The sequence below is a fragment of the Streptococcus oralis ATCC 49296 genome (assembly GCF_000185265.1).
Classification (GTDB): domain Bacteria; phylum Bacillota; class Bacilli; order Lactobacillales; family Streptococcaceae; genus Streptococcus; species Streptococcus oralis_BC.
On sequence record NZ_GL622183.1, the window covers coordinates 841,594 to 864,132 of the forward strand.

The following is a 22,539-nucleotide window of genomic DNA, read 5'->3' on the forward strand; positions in this document are numbered from 1 at the left end:
TTTAAAGATGAAAAAAATCGCTTTAGTGAAATGGAGTATCGATAGAACAGATGGAGGACTGAAAGTAGCAACCAGCCTTGCAAATGAGTTATCAACTATGTATGAAGTTCATCTTCTCTCGATGATTTCTACAGAAAACAATTTCTTCTCGCTGAAACAATCGGTTCGATATCAAAATTTATCATCAAAGAAAATATCTATGAGTAAAAATTTTCTCGAAGCGGTCAAGTTGTTGAGAAACTATCTGAAAGAAGAGAACATTGATATTGTTTTTGGAATCGGAATGAGTATGAATACAGTTGGTGTAGCAAGCACAATTGGTTTGAAAACAAAATTTGTTTCCTGCGACCATACAAATTCTATAGTAGATATTGATACTAAAGTTAAGAAGATACAAAGGTATATTGGAGCGAAATTTGCTGATAAACTCGTGACCCTTACTCAAGAAGACCGTGAAAATTATATAAAAAAATACAGTGTTCCTGAAGAAAGGATTTGCTACATCTATAATTGGAAAGAGGCTTCTCTTTCAGATATCTCCTATAATAAAAATTCAACTAAAATCGTGACGGTTGGCCGTTTTGATTATCAAAAAGGATTTGATTATCTTGTTCAAGTCGCGAAAAAAGTGTTTGTGAAAAGGTCTGACTGGACTTGGGAAATCTACGGTTCCGGCAATCAAGATGAAGTGGACAAAATCAGAAATTTAATCAACGAAAATGATTTACAGGATAAGTTAGTTATAAAAGGACTCGAAAAAAATCAAGATTTGATTTATGGAGATAAAGGGATTTATGTCATGACTTCTCGTTATGAAGGTTTACCTCTAGTTCTACTGGAAGCTCAACAATACAACCTCCCAATTGTTAGTTTCAGATGTCCAACAGGACCAAATGAGATTGTTGAAGATGGGGTCAATGGTTATCTGATTGATTGTTATGATACCGATAAAATGAGTGATAGAATACTTGAATTGATGGAAGATTCGAACTTGCGAAGTTCCTTCTCCAATCATGCCATGGATAATATGGATAAATTCGATAAGGAAAAAATTCTCAAGCAGTGGATTGAACTAATTGAGACGATTTATGAGATAAGATGAAGGATTGTTTATTAACAATTGTAATGCCCAGTTGTAATATTCAGGACTACATTTTAAAAGGGCTGGAGTCTTTTCAACAAGTGTTTCCGAATTATAAAAATAAATTTGAAGTACTGGTTGTCATGGATGGCCAGTAATTCGGAAAGGTTGTTAAAGGAGCTATATAGTAAAATTGAGCAAAGCTCATATAAATACGTTCCTACGAAAAAATTTGACAGATGGTCTTACTTAGATTATAGGACTAACTTTGCTTTTGGAATAGTTTTTAATCCGAATTTGAAGAAATACTCTGAAAAGAAAGAAAAAGAGAGGGGCGTTTAAGATGTTTATCAGCATCGTTGTTCCTGTTTATAATGTTGCAGACTATCTGCATTTTGCGATAGAAAGCTTAATTAAACAGACCTATCAAAACTTTGAGATAATCCTTGTAAATGATGGTTCCACAGACAATTCTCCCATATTATGCGAAGATTATGCAAAGCAATATGAAAATATCTATGTTTTCCACAAAGAAAATGGTGGATTATCTGATGCACGTAATTTTGGAGTGGCAAAAGCCAACTCAGATTGGATTTTCTTTTTAGATCCGGATGATTATCTTGAAGAATATACGCTAGAGTTAATCGTGAAAATTCAGGAAACACATCAAGCAGACTTGATTTCAACCAAGGTAAAAGCTACTTCAAAATATAATGCTTATACTTCTTATCGATTGCAAGACTCAGACTATAAAGATTTGGCTCCGATTACAAAAGAAAAGGCTCTGGAACTAATGTTGGATGACAAAGTTGCAACGGTTTCTGCCTGTGCTAAGCTTTATAAAAAAAGTATATTGGAACGAGTCCCTTTTCCAGTTGGGAAAATCTATGAGGATTTTTATGTTGTAGCAGAACACCTTGCCTTAGCTGAAAGAATCGTGATCAGTCCACTTGAAACCTACAATTACTATCGTAGGGAAGGGAGTATAGTTCGTTCAACATTTACTGAAAAAAGATATGATTTCTTTGAAGCTGTTGCAAAAAATGAGGAAGTTATTAAAAGAGAGTACATTCAGAGTCCAGAATTAAAGCAAGCTTTGCAAGCTAAAAAATTATTAGGTGGTTTTGTAATAATTGGTGCAAAAGCTGACTCAGGCTTAAAAGATTTTTCAAAAGATAAAGAGTTGTTGAGAGTCGAAATGAGTGACTTGTTAAAAAATAATAAGTTATCATGGAAACTAAAACTAAAATACCTTATTTTTATGTTAAACCCTAGATTGTATTTGTTGCTACGATAGTATCGTGCATAGATCCAATTTAATTTATAACAAGTGTCAAAAAAATGTAGGAAAGAGGAAATATGAAAGAAGTTTTTAGAATTATTGACCATTATAAGTATGACCAGTCAAACTTTTTGTTTTCACTGATTAATTCTAAATTGGATGACTTGAAATGAAAGTATTAAAAAACTACGCCTACAATCTTTCTTATCAATTGTTGGTGATTATACTTCCGATTATTACGACTCCCTATGTAACACGGGTCTTTTCTTCGGATGATTTAGGGATGTATGGATACTTTAATTCCATTGTCACCTACTTTATTCTCTTAGCGACGTTAGGAGTTGCTAACTATGGTACTAAGGTCATTTCAGGACATCGTAATGAGATTAATAAAAACTTTTGGGGTATCTACTCTCTACAGTTAGGGGCAACAGTTCTTTCTCTGTCCTTATATGCTCTTCTTTGTCTGACCCTTCCCTCTATGCAAAATCCGGTAGCCTACATTCTAGGCTTGAGTTTAGTTTCAAAAGGTTTAGACATTTCCTGGCTCTTTCAAGGGCTAGAAGATTTTCGAAAGATTACTGTTCGAAATATCACAGTTAAACTCGTTGGAGTCATTTCAATCTTCCTCTTTGTCAAATCTGCAAATGACCTATATCTCTATGTTTTTTTGCTAACTATATTTGAACTTTTGGGGCAACTAAGTATGTGGTTACCTGCTAGGGAGTTTATCGGTAGTTCTCATTTTAGCATAGAATATGCTAAGCATCATTTAAAGCCGGTCATATTATTATTCCTTCCTCAAGTAGCTATTTCTTTGTACATTACGCTGGATCGTACCATGCTTGGAGCCTTAGCTTCTACAAAAGATGTAGGAATTTATGACCAGGCCCTAAAATTAGTAAATATCCTTCTGACCTTGGTAACTTCCTTGGGAAGCGTTATGTTGCCTCGTGTCGCACATTTGTTAGCGACAGGTGATCACAAAGCGGTTAACAAAATGCATGAGATGTCCTTCCTCATTTATAATCTAGTGATTTTCCCAATGATGGCAGGAATTTTAATAGTCAATGATGATTTTGTTAGATTTTTCCTTGGGCAGGATTTTCAGGATGCACGTCATGCAATTGCTATTATGATTTTCCGTATGTTCTTTATCGGTTGGACCAATATCATGGGAATTCAGATACTGATACCTCACAATCAAAATAAAGAATTCATGATTTCAACAACAGCTCCCGCAATTATCAGTGTAGGTTTGAACTTACTATTCCTTCCTAAACTTGGATATATCGGAGCAGCCATTGTTTCTGTTTCGACAGAGGCGTTAGTATGGGCGATACAATTATACTTTACCCGTAGATACCTAAAAGAAGTTCCAATTATCGGATCTTTGACAAAAATAGTCCTAGCATCAGCTATCATGTATGGCATTCTGCTAGGTTCAAAAACAGTTATACATTTTTCGCCAACCCTAAATGTTCTAGCATTTGCAGTGCTTGGTGGAATCATTTATCTTTTTGCAATTCTATCTCTGAAAGTGGTAGATGTAAAAGAATTAAAACAAGTTATTAGGAAAAATTAGAATGCAAAAAAATCGGAATATCAGCCTAGATTTATTAAAAGTGCTTGCGTGTATTGGGGTCATTTTACTCCATACAACAATGGGCGGATTTAAAGAGACAGGATCATGGAATCTTTTGGCATATTTATATTATTTAGGTACCTACTCCATTCCTTTGTTTTTTATGGTCAATGGTTATTTATTGTTAGGCAAAAGGGAAATAACTTATCCTTACATACTTCAAAAAGTCAAATGGATTCTAATAACAGTGTCATCATGGAGCATTATCGTTTGGCTCTTTAAAAGAGACTTTGCGGTTAATCCAATTAAAAAAATTGTAGGCTCTCTGTTACAAAAAGGGTATTTCTTTCAGTTTTGGTTTTTTGGTGCGCTGATTCTTATTTATTTATGTTTGCCTGTTTTGAAAACAGTTATAAATTCAAAAAGAAAATATGTATACATTCTATCTTTATTGGTGGCAATTGGGTTTATAGTTGAATTAGCAAATATTTTCCTTCAGATGCCTATACAAACTCATGTTATGCAAACTTTTAGATTATGGACTTGGTTTTTCTACTATCTTTTAGGTGGTTATATAGCGCAATTCAATATAGACAACCTCAAATATAGATTTAAAAACTGGATGAAAATAGTTAGCATACTCTTAGTATTGATATCGCCAATTATATTCTTTTTCTTAGCAAAGAATACTTACCATAATCTTTTTGCTGAATATTTTTATGATACTTTATTTGTAAAAGTCAGTACTCTAGGAATTTTTCTAACTATCCTCACGCTTACGTTGAATGAAAACCGAAAGGAATGGATTGTTTTCCTTTCTAATCAAACAATGGGAGTTTTCATAATACACACTTATATTATGAAATTGTGGGAAAGGATATTTGGTTTTAATTTTGTTGGAGCATATTTACTTTTTGCTCTATTTACTTTAAGTGTTAGTTTTATTATTGTTGGAATGTTAATGAAGATTCCTTACTTCAATCGAATCGTCAAATTATAAAAAGGAGAACACTATGTACGATTATCTGATCGTCGGTGCTGGTTTGTCTGGAGCAATCTTTGCACACGAAGCTACAAAACGCGGTAAAAAAGTAAAAGTGATTGACAAGCGTGATCACATCGGTGGAAATATCTACTGTGAAAATGTTGAGGGCATCAATGTCCACAAGTATGGTGCCCACATTTTCCATACTTCCAATAAAAAAGTATGGGACTATGTTAACCAATTCGCTGAGTTTAACAACTATATCAACTCGCCAGTGGCTAACTACAAGGGGAGTCTTTACAATCTTCCTTTCAACATGAATACCTTCTACGCTATGTGGGGAACTAAGACACCACAAGAAGTCAAGGATAAGATTGCAGAGCAAACGGCTGACATGAAAGATGTTGAGCCTAAGAACTTGGAAGAACAAGCCATCAAGTTGATTGGTCCGGATATCTATGAGAAATTGATCAAGGGCTATACAGAAAAGCAATGGGGACGTTCTGCAACAGACCTTCCGCCATTTATTATCAAGCGCCTCCCAGTGCGTTTGACCTTTGATAACAACTACTTTAACGACCGTTACCAGGGGATTCCAATTGGGGGTTATAACGTTATCATCGAAAATATGCTGAAGGATGTAGAAGTAGAACTTGACGTTGACTTTTTTGCCAATCGTCAAGAATTAGAGGCTTCTGCTGAAAAGGTTGTCTTTACAGGGATGATTGACCAATACTTTGATTATAAACATGGTGAGTTAGAATACCGTAGTCTTCGTTTTGAACACGAAGTTCTGGATGAGGAAAACTATCAAGGAAACGCAGTTGTTAACTACACAGAACGTGAAATTCCTTATACTCGTATTATTGAGCATAAACACTTTGAGTATGGTACTCAACCAAAGACGGTTATCACTCGTGAATATCCAGCTGATTGGAAACGTGGAGATGAGCCATATTATCCAATCAATGATGAGAGAAACAATGCCATGTTTGCTAAGTATCAAGAAGAAGCAGCCAAAAATGACAAGGTTATCTTCTGTGGTCGCTTGGCAGATTATAAATACTATGATATGCATGTAACTGTTGAACGTGCATTGGATGTGGTAGAGAAAGAACTAGGAAGTATCTAAGAACATCACAGATAAAGGGGAGAAAAGGTGAAATATTATCTGAAGGATTCATTTCTGAGTAATGAATATGAAAAGAATGCAGGAAATAAGGCACGAAATGACGTGGAAGCTATTCTAGTCTCAGAGGGTTATAAGGGGTTGGAACTCAAGGTTGAGAATTGGTATAAGATGAATTTCTTTAAAGCTCAGCAACACAAATATCGTGCGCTCAAGTCTGTCTTTGATCAGTTGGGATCTGGGGATGAATTGCTGATTCAGTTCCCAATTATCCACCATACATTTTTCATCTCACAACTCATTAAGCAGGCGCAAAATAGAGGGGTCAAATTCTATCTTGTGATTCATGATATTGAAACCTTGCGTCATGTAGGAAATTCAGCAGTGAAACTTCGTCATAAAGTGAGAAATTACTTCCAAGAGAAGGCAGCTCTTACATCAGTGGATGGCATTATCGTTCATAATGATATCATGAAAAATGCCTTGACAATTCAAGGCATACCATCAGATAAAATGGTTAGCTTGGAGATTTTTGACTATCTGATTCCGAACTTTGAGGAAAAAAGTGTTCCCCAAAAAGAAGAAGCGATTATCATCGCCGGAAATCTAATTCCAACAAAATCAGGCTATCTTTATAATTTGCCAGAACAGCCAGCCTATAATCTCTATGGAATGGGGTACGATGAAAGTCGTGCATTGAAAAACACCACCTACTTTGGTTCCTTTATGCCAGATGACCTCCCAAATGCTCTTCAAGGTAGTTTTGGTTTGGTGTGGGATGGTGATAGTTCAGAAACTTGCCAAGGTTCTTTCGGAAATTACTTACGTATTAACAACTCCCACAAGGCTTCTCTTTATTTGGCTTCGGGCTTTCCTCTAGTGGTTTGGAAAGAGTCTGCCCTTGCGCATTTTGTGCTAGATAAGCAATGTGGTATAGCAGTTGATTCTCTACATGACCTCCAAAAGGCACTGGACAATTTGACAGATCAAGATTACATGGAACTGTCGGCTAAAGCCAGACAAGTAGGAGTAGCGCTTCGAAATGGTGATTATCTGAAATCGGCTATTTCTAAATTGAAGTAAGAATTTGAAGCTACTCATTGATCAGTTCGTTAGAAAGATTACTTCATTATGAAAGGTATTATTCTTGCAGGTGGTTCAGGAACACGATTATACCCAACAAGATTCTACTACTTATTTAGTAGGCACAAATATCGATCGTCAGTCCTATAAGTACACTTCTAAGACAACAGACGAATACCAAAAAGCTCAAGAAAAATGGTTAAAAGAAAAAGAAGAGTCAAATAAAAAGGCCCAAGAAGAACTCGCAAACCATGTGAAATAACTTTAAAAAAGTAAAGGATTTAGCCATCGATATGATGGTTAAGTCCTTTTTTATCTTGGTATAAGTCCCTGAATGATTAGAGATAGGATTTTTCAGAAAAGAGAAAATTTTAGTGAATTTTACCTATTTCCTATTGCTTTCTGCCTTTTTATTTGTTATATTAAAAGTACAATTAATTTTTATTTATAACAGTTAAGCAGAGCACTTTCAGAGAAAGGAGTATTTTTTAAAAAAGAAATGTAAACGCTTACTGCAAAATGAAAGGATTTAGGAGTTCATGGATAAACGATTTTTTGAAAAACGCTGTAAGTTCAGTATTCGTAAGTTTACGCTTGGAGTAGCTTCGGTGATGATTGGAGCGACTTTCTTCGCAGCTAGCCCAGTATTAGCTGATCAAGCAAGAGTTGGTTCAACAGATAATTTGCCGAGTGAACTAGCTGATTTGGATAAGAAGGCTAGTGATGAGGGGCACGATTTTGACAAGGAAGCTGCCGCTCAGAATCCTGGTTCAGCTGAGACTACTGAAGGCCCACAAACAGAAGAAGAGTTGTTGGCTCAAGAAAAAGAAAAGTCTGAAAAGCCAAGCAATCTGCCAAAAGAATTAGAAGATAAGTTGGAGAAAGCCGAAGACAATGGGCGCGAAGTTGACAAGGATCAGTTGGCCCAAGATACTGGGAAGCTCGTCCCAGAAGATGTGGCTAAGACTACCAATGGGGAATTAAACTACGGCGCGACTGTTAAGATTAAGACGCCATCAGGAGAAGGTAGCGGTATTGTCATTGCTAAAGACCTTGTCTTGACGGTTTCTCATAACTTTATCAAGGATAGCCAAGACGGCAATATCCGTAAGGTTGTGGATAATGACCAAGGGGATGGAGATATCTATAGCATCTCATATCCAGGATTGCCAGATGTCAAGTTTAGCAAGAAAGATATTATTCATTGGGATCGTGAAGGCTACCTGAAGGGCTTCAAAAATGATTTGGCTCTTGTGAGATTGCGTACAGTTCTCGAAAATACGCCTGTTGAAGTAACCAAAAAGCCAGTAGTTAAGAAAATCGGAGATAAACTCCATGTCTTTGGTTATCCAGAAGGGAAATTGAATCCGATTGTCAATACTGCAGTTGATTTTGCGGAACCATACGGAGAAGGTGTCCAAGGGATTGGTTACCAAGGAGGAAAACCGGGCGCTAGTGGTGGCGGTATCTTTGATACAGAAGGCAAACTAGTCGGTGTTCACCAAAATGGTGTAGTTGGAAAACGGAGCGGCGGCATTCTCTTCTCACCAGCTCAACTAAAATGGATCCAAGACCACATACAGGGAATTTCAAGTGTGAAACCAGCCGACTTGGAAGAGAAAGAAAAACCGGCTGAAGAAAAACCAAAAGAGGATAAACCTGCAGCTGCCAAACCTGAAACACCTAAGACAGTAACTCCTGAATGGCAAACAGTAGCGAATAAAGAGCAACAAGGAACCATCACTATTCGTGAAGAAAAGGGTGTTCGCTACAATCAGTTGTCGTCGACTGCGCAGAACGACAATGGGGATAAACCAGCCTTGTTTGAAAAACAAGGATTGACAGTTGACGCGAATGGAAATGCGACGGTTGATTTAACCTTCAAAGATGACTCTGAAAAGGGCAAATCACGCTTTGGTGTCTTCTTGAAATTTAAAGATACCAAGAACAATGTTTTTGTTGGATATGACCAAGGTGGCTGGTTCTGGGAATACAAGACACCAGGTAATAGCACATGGTATCAGGGCGGTCGTGTTGCAGCTCCAGTAAATGGATCAGTGAATCATCTGACTATTAGCTTAAAATCAGATGGTCAGCTGAATGCAACAAATAATGATGTAAAACTTTTTGATACAGTTACTTTGCCAGCTGCGGTCAATGAGAATCTTAAAAATGAGAAGAAGATCCTTCTCAAGGCAGGAACTTACAGCAATGACCGTACGGTTGTCAGCGTTAAAACAGACAATCAAGAAGGTGTAAAAGCGGATGATACTCCTGCCCAGAAAGAAACAGGTCCGGCTGTTGATGATAGCAAGGTGACTTATGATACGATCCAGTCCAAGGTTCTCAAGGCAGTGATTGACCAAGCCTTTCCTCGTGTCAAAGAATACACCTTGAATGGGCATACTTTGCCAGGACAAGTTCAACAACTTAAGAAAATCTTGGTAAACAATCGCGAAATTACACCTGAAGTCACTTATAAGAAGATCAATGATACTACTGCAGAGTACTTGATGAAACTTCGTGACGAGAAGAATTTCATCAATGCAGATATGACAGTACGCTTGCAAGTTGTGGATAATCAGTTGCATTTTGATGTGACCAAGATTGTCAACCACAATCAAGTTACTCCAGGTCAGAAGATTGATGATGAAAGAAAACTTCTCTCCTCTATCAATTTCTTAGGAAACTCACTTGTGTCAGTTTCAAGCGACCAAACTGGAGCTAAGTTTGACGGGGCAACCATGTCAAACAACACTCATATCAGTGGAGATGAACATATTGCTGTAACCAATCCAATGAAAGATTTGGCTAAGGGCTATATGTATGGTTTTGTTTCTACAGATAAGCTTGCTGCAGGTGTTTGGAGTAACTCTCAAAACAGCTACGGTGGTGGTTCGAATGACTGGACTCGTTTGACAGCATTCAAACAAACTGTTGGAAATACAAACTATGTGGGAATCCAAAGTTCTGAATGGCAATGGGAAAAAGCTTATAAGGGCATTGTTTTCCCAGAATACACCAAGGAACTTCCAAGTGCCAAGGTTGTTATCACCGAAGACGCCAATGCTGACAACAAAGTCGATTGGCAAGATGGTGCCATTGCTTATCGTAGCATCATGAACAACCCTCAAGGTTGGGAAAAAGTTAAGGATATCACTGCTTACCGTATCGCGATGAACTTTGGTTCTCAAGCACAAAACCCATTCCTTATGACCTTGGATGGTATCAAGAAGATCAATCTCCACACAGATGGTCTTGGGCAAGGTGTTCTCCTTAAAGGTTATGGTAGTGAAGGTCACGACTCTGGTCACTTGAACTATGCTGATATTGGTAAACGTATTGGTGGTGTCGAAGACTTCAAGACCTTGATCGAAAAAGCGAAGAAATATGGAGCTCATCTAGGTATCCACGTTAACGCTTCTGAAACCTATCCTGAGTCTAAATACTTTAATGAAAATATTCTTCGTAAGAATCCAGATGGAAGCTACAGCTATGGTTGGAACTGGTTAGACCAAGGTATCAACATCGATGCTGCTTATGACTTGGCGCATGGACGCTTGGCTCGCTGGGAAGACTTGAAGAAAAAACTTGGTGAAGGTCTCGACTTTATCTATGTGGACGTATGGGGCAATGGCCAATCAGGTGATAACGGTGCCTGGGCTACCCACGTTCTTGCTAAAGAAATTAACAAACAAGGCTGGCGCTTTGCGATCGAGTGGGGCCATGGTGGTGAATACGACTCTACCTTCCAACACTGGGCAGCTGACTTGACCTATGGTGGCTACACTAATAAAGGTATCAACAGTGCTATCACTCGCTTTATCCGCAACCACCAAAAAGATTCTTGGGTTGGGGACTACAGAAGTTACGGTGGTGCAGCCAACTACCCACTTCTAGGTGGTTACAGCATGAAAGACTTTGAAGGCTGGCAAGGAAGAAGCGACTACAATGGCTATGTAACCAACTTATTTGCCCATGATGTCATGACTAAGTACTTCCAACACTTCACTGTAAGTAAATGGGAAAATGGTACACCAGTTACCATGACCGATAATGGTAGCACCTATAAATGGACTCCAGAAATGAAGGTTGAGCTAGTCGATGCAGCAGGAAACAAGGTTGTTGTGACTCGTAAGTCAAACGATGTCAATAGCCCGCAATACCGCGAACGTACAGTAACGCTCAATGGACGTGTCATCCAAGATGGTTCAGCTTACTTGACTCCTTGGAACTGGGATGCAAATGGTAAGAAACTTCCTACTGAAAAGGAAAAGATGTACTACTTCAATACGCAGGCCGGTGCAACAACTTGGACCCTTCCGAGTGATTGGGCAAATAGCAAGGTTTACCTTTACAAGCTAACTGACCAAGGTAAAACAGAAGAGCAAGAACTAACTGTAAAAGATGGCAAGATTACCCTAGACCTTCTAGCAAATCAACCATACGTTCTTTACCGTTCAAAACAAACCAATCCTGAAATGTCATGGAGCGAAGGAATGCACATCTATGACCAAGGATTTAACAGTGGAACCTTGAAACACTGGACCATTTCTGGTGATGCTTCCAAGGCAGAAATTGTCAAATCACAGGGTGCAAATGAAATGCTTCGTATCCAAGGTAATAAGAGCAAGGTCAGCCTTACTCAGAAACTGACTGGCTTGAAACCAAATACAAAGTATGCGGTTTATGTTGGTGTCGATAACCGTAGTAATGCTAAGGCAAGTATCACAGTGAATACTGGCGAAAAAGAAGTGACTACTTATACCAATAAGTCACTCGCTCTCAACTATATCAAAGCTTATGCTCATAACAATCGTCGTGAAAATGCTACAGTTGACGATACAAGTTACTTCCAAAATATGTACGCCTTCTTTACAACTGGATCTGACGTATCAAATGTCACTCTGACATTGAGTCGTGAAGCTGGTGATGAAGCAACTTACTTTGATGAAATTCGTACCTTTGAAAATAATTCAAGCATGTACGGAGACAAGCATGATACAGGTCAAGGAACCTTCAAACAAGACTTTGAAAATGTAGCTCAAGGAATCTTCCCATTTGTAGTAGGTGGTGTCGAAGGTGTTGAAGATAACCGCACTCACTTGTCTGAAAAACACGATCCATATACACAGCGTGGTTGGAACGGTAAGAAAGTCGATGATGTTATCGAAGGAAATTGGTCATTGAAGACAAATGGGCTAGTGAGCCGTCGTAACTTGGTTTACCAAACTATCCCACAAAACTTCCGCTTTGAGGCAGGTAAGACCTACCGTGTAACCTTTGAATACGAAGCTGGATCAGACAATACCTATGCCTTTGTAGTCGGTAAGGGAGAATTCCAGTCAGGTCGTCGTGGTACTCAAGCAAGCAACTTGGAAATGCATGAATTGCCAAATACTTGGACGGATTCTAAGAAAGCCAAGAAGGCAACCTTCCTCGTGACAGGTGCAGAAACAGGCGATACTTGGGTAGGTATCTACTCAACTGGAAATGCAAGCAATACTCGTGGTGATTCTGGTGGAAATGCCAACTTCCGTGGTTATAACGACTTCATGATGGATAATCTTCACATCGAAGAAATTACCCTAACAGGTAAGATGTTGACAGAAAATGCTCTCAAGAACTACTTGCCAACGGTTGCCATGACTAACTACACGAAAGAGTCTATGGATGCTTTGAAAGAGGCGGTCTTTAACCTCAGTCAGGCAGATGATGACATTAGCGTGGAAGAAGCGCGTGCAGAGATTGCCAAGATTGAAGCCTTGAAGAATGCTTTGGTTCAGAAGAAAACAGCCTTGGTAGCAGAAGACTTTGAAAGTTTGGATGCGCCAGCTCAACCAGGTGAAGGTCTAGAGAATGCCTTTGATGGAAATGTGTCTAGTCTATGGCATACATCTTGGAATGGTGGAGATGTAGGCAAGCCTGCAACCATGGTCTTGAAAGAACCAACTGAAATCACAGGACTTCGTTATGTTCCACGTGCCTCTGATTCAAATGGAAACTTGCGAGATGTGAAACTGGTTGTCACAGATGAGTCTGGTAAAGAACATACCTTCACAGTGACAGATTGGCCAAATAATAACAAACCAAAAGACATTGACTTTGGCAAGACAATCAAGGCTAAGAAAATTGTCCTTACAGGTACCAAGACTTACGGAGATGGTGGCGATAAATACCAATCTGCAGCGGAACTCATCTTTACCCGTCCACAAGTAGCAGAAACACCGCTTGACATGTCTGAATATGAAGCAGCTTTGGCTAAGGCGCAGAAATTAACAGACAAAGACAATCAAGAGGAAGTAGCTAGCGTTCAGGCAAGCATGAAATATGCGACGGATAACCACCTCTTGACGGAAAGAATGGTTGCCTACTTCGCAGACTATCTCAACCAATTAAAAGATTCTGCTACGAAACCAGATGCTCCAACAAGTAGCAAGGGTGAAGAACAACCACCAGTTCTTGATGTTCCTGAGTTCAAAGGCGGCGTCAATGCAACAGAAGCAGCTGTACATGAGGTTCCTGAGTTCAAGGGCGGCGTTAATGCGGTTGAAGCAGCTGTACATGAAGTCCCTGAGTTCAAGGGCGGAGTCAATGCGGCAGAAGCAGCTGTTCATGACCTAGCTGAGTTCAAGGGTGGAGTCAATGCAGTTCTAGCAGCTGCAAATGAAGTTCCAGAGTATAGAGGTGGAGTCAATGCAGTTGAGGCCTTGGTGAATGAAAAGCCAGCCTACACAGGTGTATTGGCTACAGCTGGAGATCAAGCAGCTCCAACTGTTGAAAAACCTGAGTACCCGCTCACTCCAAGTCCAGTAGCTGATACCAAAACTCCGGGAGCTAAAGATGAAGAAAAACTACCTGCTACAGGGGAGCACAGCTCAGAAGTAGCCCTCTTCTTAGCAAGTGTGAGTATCGCTTTATCTGCTGCTGTTCTTACGACAAAACGAAAAGAAGACTAAACAGATTTGGTTTTAGAAGTCCAAAAGATCTCGAATCAAATAGGATCAAACAGCCGGAGAGGACCTCTAGGTTCTCTCCTTTTTTCAAAGGAGAAATGATACCGCTTACTCATGTATGCGGATGAAAGGAATAGGAGAAAGATGGATAGACATTTTTTTGAGAAACGCTGTCACTATAGTATAAGAAAATTTGCAATCGGTGCAGCCTCCGTTATGATTGGTGCTAGTATCTTTGGCGCCAATATGGTTCAGGCGGCAGAAACAGCAACACCTTCAGAGACAGAGGGAAGTATCACTCATGTTCAAGCCCTGGATAAGTTACCAGATGATTTAGCCGCTGCGCTTGAAAAGGCGGATGCAGAAGCTGCAACAGAAGCAAGTCATGAAGAAACTCCAGCGACAGATGAGGGAACCAATCCTGCAGCAAGTGAAGAGACAAAACCAGAGACAAGTCCTGCAAGTCCCAAACCAGCAGAAACGCCAAAACCGGTTGAAACACCAAAGGCAGATAAACAACCTGCGGAAACCCCTACACCAGCAGTAAAACCAGCTGAAAAGACAATCGAAGATAGAGAAGATGTCAACCATCTCGAGGGTGCTACTGCTCAGGCAAGCAACCATGAGACTGGGACCAACTTTACTGCAGATAAGGCTATCGATGGAGATGACAATACCCGTTGGGCTACAGATAGAGATGCAGTAAAACCAACCTTTGAATTAACTCTTCCAAAAACTACCCTCATCAAGCATGTAGAAATTGACTGGGATCGTCGTCTTCGTAATGGGCAAAATGACCCCAATATCAAATCTTGGAGCCTTTACTACGCAGGTCAAGAAGACGTGGGCGCTAACGGAGAAAAACAATGGAAACTCGCTCATACCAAGACTGGAGATCCTGTTTTAGACGAGAAAGTTGACTTAGCCAATAGTATTCAAGCTAAATATCTCAAGTTAGAGATCAACGACTATCAAGCGGGCACAATGGGTTGGAGAAACGTTGGAATCCAAGAAATTCGAGCTTATTCAAACGTTCCGGACCATAGTAAGGTAACGGATATCCGCCAAGTAACCGAACTAACAGTAGCAGAAGATGGACAGTCTCTTGTCTTACCAACTTTACCAGGAAAAGTCAGCCTCATCGGAAGCAACAAGCAAGGTGTGATTGATCTTCAAAATCACATCTATAAGCCTTTGACAGACCAACGCGTCAAGGTCATGGTGCAACAAATCAGAGACAGTCATACTTTCACTAAGGAATTTGAAGTAGTCATCAAGGGCCTACATCAGGACGAAGGTGTGGGTGTCAAACCAAAAGTAGCACCAGCTGTTCAACAATGGTATGGGAAAGAAGGCCAATCTTCTATCACTTCAGATACAGTTCTTGCGACAGGAGATTCAGGCTTTGATCAGGCTGCAACCTTCTACCAGTCAGACCTTGCAAGCCGTGGATTGGAACTAGCAACAGGTGACAAGCAGGCTCAAAAACGAATCGAATTTAAAAAGGTTGAAAACAAGGGTTATGGTAAGGAAGGTTACGGCATCACTATCCAAAATGATGTGATTACCATCGAAGCTGCTACAAACACAGGTGCCTTCTACGCCACTCGGACACTTCTTCAAATGGGAGAAACAGACCTACAAAATGGCGAAATTCGTGATTTCCCAAGTTTCAGCCACCGTGGCTTTATGCTGGATACAGGTCGTAAATTTATCCCTTATGACACTCTTGTAGACATCATGCTCAACATGGCTTACTACAAGATGAACGACTTGCAGTTGCACCTTAATGATAACTATATCTTCCTCAAGGAACACTTGGCAGGTAAGAGCTTAACACCAGAAGAACAACTCAAGTATGTTCTTGAACATGCCAAGACTGGTTTCCGTGTGGAGACAGACATTGTCGGTAAGAATGGTCAAAAATTGACATCAGATGAGCATTATACCAAGGAAGAAATGCAAAATCTGATTAAACTTGCCAAGGCCTTGCATATCAATCTAGTGCCAGAAATTGACACACCAGGTCACGCCTTGTCCTTTGTCAAAGTCCGCCCAGACCTCATGTATCAAGGTAGTTTGAGCGATTATGCAGGCAAGCACAATGTTGAGCGCGTAGCCATGCTAGACTTGGATAACAAGTACGAAGAAACTCTTAAATTTGTCAAATCCGTTTATGACAAACTCCTCGATGGTCCAGATGCACCGCTTCATGGCGTATCTACTGTTCATATCGGAACGGATGAATACTATGGTAGCAGAGAAAGCTATCGTCGCTATGTCAATGATTTGACCCAATATATCAAGTCTAAAGGTTACACCCCTCGTATCTGGGGCTCACTCAGTGCGAAACGTGGGAACACTCCTGTTGATTGGAACGGAGTAGAGGTTGATATCTGGAGTATCGGATGGCAACGACCAAATGAAGCCATTGCTCAGGGAGCTAAGATTATCAACATCACAGATGTACCGACCTATAGTGTGCCAAGTGGAAGCAATAGTCAAGCAGCTTACGGGGACTATGCTAACTACGAACGTCAGTACAATAGCTGGACACCGAATGATTTTAGAACAGGTGGAGGTCCACTTCTACCAGCTTCTCATCCAAGTATCCTTGGTGGTGGTCACGCAGTTTGGAATGACAATATTGACCTTCATGAGACAGGTTTGACCTCTTATGATATCTTTAAACGCTTCTTCAAGAGCATGCAAACCACTGCGGAGCGTACTTGGGGATCCGATCGTGCAGCTGCAACCTTTGCAGAACGTACCCTACCAACGAGCCCTTATGCGCCACAGTCAAATCCTGATAAAGAGATTGATCAAAGCGACTTGTTTACCATCAATCCTGAAACAGTCAAGAACTATGCAAGCAAGAAAGTGAAGACAAGCGAGCAGGGATTGGCTTTTGAGAAAGACAGCAGTATCGAAGGCTTGGCTGGTGATGTTGGTCCAAGTCACGTCTTGAAGTTTGATGTAACTGTCACTGGAGACGGGGAACAAACTTTCTCAACAAGTGGGGACAACCGTATCTATCTAGCTGATAAAGACGGCTATCTTGCTTATCAATTTGAACAGTTCCATATCCAATTCAATAAAAAACTTGAAAAGAACAAACGTTATCAAATCTCTATCGTGACCAAACCACAATCTACAGAAGTCTATGTGGATGGTGAAAAGATTGAGCGTATCGCAAATCCAGCCCACCCTCGCTTTGCCCACAATAGCTTGGTACTACCGCTTGAAAGCATCGGTGGTTTCAAAGGAATCTTGCATAGTGCAGAGTTGTCAGACAAACCATTTGTAAATCCTCGCTTGATTTCAAATGATAAGATTACGGCAACCGCAAGCAGTCAGCAACTTCCAGGAAACGCGACTGAAGGCGCTGTTGAAAAGGCCTTTGACAATGATCCAAATACCTTCTGGCATACTAAGTGGACTGGTGACACTGGGCCATACACCCTTACTATGACCTTGAAAGAAGCAGAAAAAGTCAATGGCTTGACGTATCTCCCACGTCCAGGTGGTGGAAATGGTGTCGTGACGCGCTACGAAATCTACGCACAAAAAGATGGCCAAATGGTCAAGGTTTCAGAAGGAAGCTGGGACAACAACGCCCAAGAAAAAACAGTCAACTTTACGGCGGTGCATACCAACAAGATTGAGTTGAAAGTATTGGAAGGCGTTGGTGGTTTTGCAAGTGCAGCTGAAGTTCATCTATTGAAACCTGTTAAAGAAGAGCAAGAAACGCCTGCACCAAGTCAACCAGAAAAACCAACTACACCAGAAAAACCAAAAGTAGAGCAAACAGGTGATGGAACAGTTGAATTGGCAGATCAATTTACTGCAAGTAAACCAGCTAGCGAAGACAGCATTGCAGCTGCCAGCAAGAGCGCAGACTATCTCAAGAAAGAGTACAAGGTCTTCCCAACGCCACAAAAAGTGACTTATGGAGAAGGAGTCACAGCCCTTCGCAAGCAAGTCAATCTGGTCATGGGCGATCAACTCGATATCTATACTCGCAATCGCTTGAAGAGTGTCTTGCAGGACAATCAAGTATCTTATACAACTGGTAAGGCAGCAATCGCTGGCGCAACCAATATCTATCTTGGGGTGCATGGACAAGGCTCACAAGCAGAGCAAAACTTGTCCAATGTTTCAGCAGGTCTCTTTGACAAGATTGACGCCTATGTCTTGAGCATTAAGGATAATTCGATTTCCATCGTCGGAAAAGACACTGATGCGGTCTTCTATGGTTTAACAACCTTGAAACACATGCTCAAGGAAAGCCAAGTGCCAGTCCTTCGCAATGTGACAGTAGAAGATTACGCAGAGCTCAAGAACCGTGGTTTCATCGAAGGTTACTATGGAAATCCATGGTCTAATGCCGATCGTGCAGAGCTCATGCGTTATGGTGGCGATTTGAAATTGAACCAATACTTCTTTGCACCAAAAGATGATCCATACCACAACAAGAAATGGCGTGAACTCTATCCAGAAGAAAAACTAGCTGAAATCCGTGAACTTGCTCGTGTCGGAAATCAAAGTAAAACTCGCTATGTCTGGACTATCCATCCATTCATGAACAACCGCATCCGCTTTGGCAATGAAGCGCATTACCAAGAAGATTTGGCAACCATCAAGGCCAAATTTACCCAGTTGATGAAAGTGGGTGTCCGCGAATTTGGTATCCTTGCAGATGATGCTCCAAGCCCAGTCGGAGGCTACAATAGCTACAACCGCTTGATGCAAGATATGACCAAGTGGTTGACTGAAATGCAGGGAACTTACAGCGGTCTTCGTAAAGAAATGATCTTTGTTCCTGGCCAGTATTGGGGTAATGGACGTGAGGATGAGTTGAAATCCCTCAATGAAAATCTCCCAAGTTCAACATCCATGACCTTGACGGGTGGTAAGATTTGGGGTGAAGTCTCTGAAAGCTTCCTTTCAACTCTCAAGAACAATCTATCCGCAGGTGGCAAGACCTATCGCCCAGTTTCACTTTGGATTAACTGGCCTGTAACAGATAACTCTAAACAGCACTTGATTCTAGGTGGTGGTGAGAAATTCCTTCATCCGAATGTGGATCCTAGCTTGCTATCTGGTATCATGTTGAACCCAATGCAACAGTCTGAACCATCTAAGATTGCCCTCTTTTCAGGAGCTCAATACTCATGGAAACAGTGGAAATCAGAAGAAGAAGCTAAGAAAATCAATGATATTGCCTTCAACTTTGTAGAAAATGGTCATTTTGAAGATAGCAAGGTATCAGCAGCCTTCCGTGAACTTGGTAAGCACATGATCAACCAAAACATGGATAATCGTGTCGTCAAACTAGAAGAATCTGTAGACTTGGCTCCAAAATTAACAGACTTTATGACCAAGCTCAAAGCAGGTCAGGATGTGACTGCTGAACGTGCAGCCTTGCGTGCAGAATTTGCCAAGATTAAAGAAGCAGCTGAACTCTATAAAGCATCAGGCGATAAAAAAATGGTTGCCCAAATCCACTATTGGTTGGATAATGCAATCGACCAAATGAATGCTCTTGATGCCTTCCTTACAGGAACTGAAGCCATGGCTACAAACGATGCAGCCAAACTTTGGAATAGCTACTATAAAGGTTTGAAATTGTACGAACAGTCTCAAACTCACACCTTCCATTATGTAGACCATATGGAAAAAGCTGAATTGGGTGTTCAACATATTCGTCCATTTATCCTATCCTTGAAAGAAGTTCTAGCGTCTGAAGTTCAAAAAGTCTTGCACCCAGACCAAATCATCAGCACCTTTATCACCAATCGAACAGGTGTAGAAGGTGGTTTGGCAGAAGTAACGGATGGCGACTTGGCAACTCATGCGATTATTAAATCACCAAATAGCATCAAGACAGGTGATTATATTGGTATGAAGTTCAACAAGCCGGTATCAATCCAAACCTTGACCTTTGCTATGGGAACCCAGGCTAATCCAAATGACACCTTTAGTAAGGCAGAAGTGCAGTATCTAGATGAAAATGATAACTGGGTAACCTTGAAAGAGCCAAGCTATGTCGGAAATGAATCCCTACTTAAGTTTGAAAATCTCAACATCAAGGCCAAGGCAGTTCGTATGATTGCGACAGCAGACCGCGAGAACACTTGGTTTGCAGTTCAGGAAATTGCAGTCAACCGTCCAGTTGAAAAAGCTCGTAGCCAACAAGCAACGACAGTTAGTCTAAGCTCAAACTTAGTTTACAAACTAAATACCTCAGCCCGTCAAATCACTGATGGCAAGGACAATACAGAAGCCATGATGGCAAACGCTGACGGTAGCAATACGACACCAGTAGATGCTTGGGCACAACTTGACCTCGGTGAAGTCAAGTCAGTCACTAAAGTTCGCCTTCGCCAAGGAACGGGTGATAAACTTGCCGCAGGTGTACTTGAGTACTCTACAGATGGGACTGCATGGCAAGAGTTAGATCGCCTATCAGGAGAACAAACCAAGGAAGTGACCAGAGCTATTAATGCTCGTTACATCCGAGTCCGCAATACCAAGGCTCTCGACCTCTGGTGGCGTATCCAGGACTTCTCTGTTGAGACACGTTCTGGAAACAGTGAGTTAACAGACACCAACGTCGACTCCTTGAAGGAAACACCGGTAGTGGATAGCTTGGGCAGTTACGAGCTTCAAATTCCGTCTGGAACCAAACTCCCTGCTCATAGCTATCTAGGAATGAAGCTTGACCGTATCCATCAGATCAAGAGCATCCAGCTCAAAGGTCAGGCCAACCCTGCTCTTACTCTAGAGTACTCTGCAAATGCGCAAGAATGGACGCCAGCTAGCCAATTGACAGACAGAACTGTCGCAACCCACTTGGTTCGTTATGTTCGTCTGGTCAATAAAACAGATCAGGAACAAGCTGTGACAGCCACTTCTCTCCTTGTGACAACCAAAGAAGTGCAACCAACCAAACTAGAATCTACAACCATGGGCATTCATCCAACATACGGAAGCAATGATGTTCGTAAACTGAACAATCTAGATCAACTGTTTGACGGTGTTTACAACAACTTCGTTGAATTTTCAGACTATGCCCGTAAAGATGGTCATGTGACCTTGAAACTTGGCAGCGAACGCACCATCAAGAAGATTAGAGCTTACATCCAAGACGGAACTCAAAACTATCTTCGTGATGGTAAGATCCAAGTCAGCCAAGACGGTAAAACTTGGACTGATGTCGTGACAGTAGGAGATGGTGTGGCCAATAGCACACACGATGATTCATTGACAGATGGTTGGACACATGATTCTAAGATGCCAGGAAATCGCTATATCGAGGGTGAATTGACGACACCAGTTAAAGCTAATTATCTCCGTGTCCTCTATACAGCAGACTATGATGCCCGTTTTGTAGGCTTTACAGAATTGGTCATCAACGATGGTGAATTTGTCAAACCAATCAATGATCCAACAGTAGAAGGAAGTAGTGGAGAAAGCCAAGGCAACCTTTATAATAATCTTGTAGACGGCAAAGTTTTGACCAGCTACAAGTCTGAAAAAGACAAGGGCGAATTGGTGTATCACTTATCTGAGCCAACCAATGCCAACCACCTTCGTCTCGTTTCCAGTCTTCCTGAAGGAGCTAAGGCACGTATTCTTGCTAGAACACTCAAGGATGGTCAAGACAGTTGGACAGACCTCGGTGCCATTACATCTAGTCTCCAAACCTTCGCTATCCGAAATGGTGGCTCTCTTCTAGACGTCAAATTAGTCTGGGAAGGTGGCAAGGCTGAGTTTTATGAATTGGCAAGCTTCCATCAAGAATTAACAGAAGAACCGCTCCAATCAAGCAAGGGTGAAGAACCAGCACCCGTTCTTGAGGTTCCTGAATTCACAGGTGGTGTCAATGCAGTTGAAGCCCTAGTACATGAACTTCCAGAGTACACAGGCCCAGTAGCGACAGTAGGAGACCAAGCTGCTCCGACAGTAGAGAAACCTGAGTTCAAGGGCGGTGTCAATGCAGTTGAAGCCCTAGTACATGAACTTCCAGAGTACACAGGCCCAGTAGCGACAGTAGGAGACCAAACTGCTCCAACAGTAGAGAAACCTGAGTTCAATGGCGGTGTCAATGCTGTTATGGCACTGGTACATGAGCTTCCAGAATACACAGGTCCATTATCGACAGTAGGCGACCAAGCAGCTCCAACAGTAGAAAAACCTGAGTTTAAACTTAGCACTCTAGTTTCTGATCAAGGTAAGACTCCAGATCATAAACAAGAAATTGCTAGACAAGAAACAGCAAAACAGAGCTTGCCAGCAACAGGTGAGAGTCAATCTGACACAGCCCTCTTCCTAGCAGGTGTTAGCCTAGCCCTATCTGCTCTCTTTGTAGCAAAAACAAAGAAAGACTAGTATTTAGTAAAACCTCTTAACAAGATTACGAAATCCGTTTCCTA

The 22,539-nt window shown here is 41.0% G+C and carries 8 protein-coding genes and 1 pseudogene; all 9 read left to right on the forward strand.

Going from position 1 to position 22,539, the window contains the following annotated elements; translation table 11 throughout:
- The first annotated feature begins 7 nt into the window (after positions 1 to 7).
- The 9 genes and pseudogenes from HMPREF8578_RS06420 (at position 8) to HMPREF8578_RS06465 (ending at position 22,495) form a co-directional block, all read left to right on the forward strand.
- Positions 8 to 1,102, forward strand: coding sequence for a glycosyltransferase family 4 protein (locus HMPREF8578_RS06420; protein WP_000717321.1), 1,095 nt, complete (start codon positions 8 to 10; stop codon positions 1,100 to 1,102).
- 322 nt (positions 1,103 to 1,424) lie between these two features.
- The gene (locus HMPREF8578_RS06430) at positions 1,425 to 2,378 is read left to right on the forward strand and encodes a glycosyltransferase family 2 protein (RefSeq protein ID WP_000470850.1); all 954 of its coding nucleotides are present in this window, start codon (positions 1,425 to 1,427) and stop codon (positions 2,376 to 2,378) included.
- 154 nt (positions 2,379 to 2,532) lie between these two features.
- Positions 2,533 to 3,948 carry a flippase gene (locus tag HMPREF8578_RS06435; RefSeq protein ID WP_000866213.1) on the forward strand — a complete coding sequence of 472 codons (1,416 nt, stop codon included), beginning with the start codon at positions 2,533 to 2,535 and terminating at the stop codon, positions 3,946 to 3,948.
- 1 nt (position 3,949) lies between these two features.
- Entirely contained in the window at positions 3,950 to 4,948 is a 999-nt protein-coding gene (locus HMPREF8578_RS06440) for an acyltransferase (protein ID WP_001171483.1), read from the forward strand.
- A gap of 13 nt (positions 4,949 to 4,961) precedes the next feature.
- Positions 4,962 to 6,065, forward strand: a complete 1,104-nt coding sequence (glf, locus tag HMPREF8578_RS06445) for a UDP-galactopyranose mutase (RefSeq protein ID WP_000272508.1) — start codon at positions 4,962 to 4,964, stop codon at positions 6,063 to 6,065.
- A 27-nt stretch (positions 6,066 to 6,092) separates the two neighbouring features.
- Positions 6,093 to 7,145: a hypothetical protein gene (locus tag HMPREF8578_RS06450; RefSeq protein ID WP_000878657.1), complete on the forward strand. Its 1,053-nt coding sequence runs from the start codon at positions 6,093 to 6,095 to the stop codon at positions 7,143 to 7,145.
- A gap of 103 nt (positions 7,146 to 7,248) precedes the next feature.
- Positions 7,249 to 7,407 (forward strand): annotated as a pseudogene (locus HMPREF8578_RS12610) (ABC transporter substrate-binding protein); the annotation flags it as partial.
- 277 nt (positions 7,408 to 7,684) lie between these two features.
- The gene (locus HMPREF8578_RS06460; RefSeq protein ID WP_000361142.1) at positions 7,685 to 14,104 is read left to right on the forward strand and encodes a SpGH101 family endo-alpha-N-acetylgalactosaminidase; all 6,420 of its coding nucleotides are present in this window, start codon (positions 7,685 to 7,687) and stop codon (positions 14,102 to 14,104) included.
- A 141-nt stretch (positions 14,105 to 14,245) separates the two neighbouring features.
- A complete protein-coding gene (locus HMPREF8578_RS06465) occupies positions 14,246 to 22,495 on the forward strand; it encodes an SIALI-17 repeat-containing surface protein (protein ID WP_000373811.1) in 8,250 nt (2,749 codons plus the stop codon).
- Positions 22,496 to 22,539: the final 44 nt, after the last annotated feature.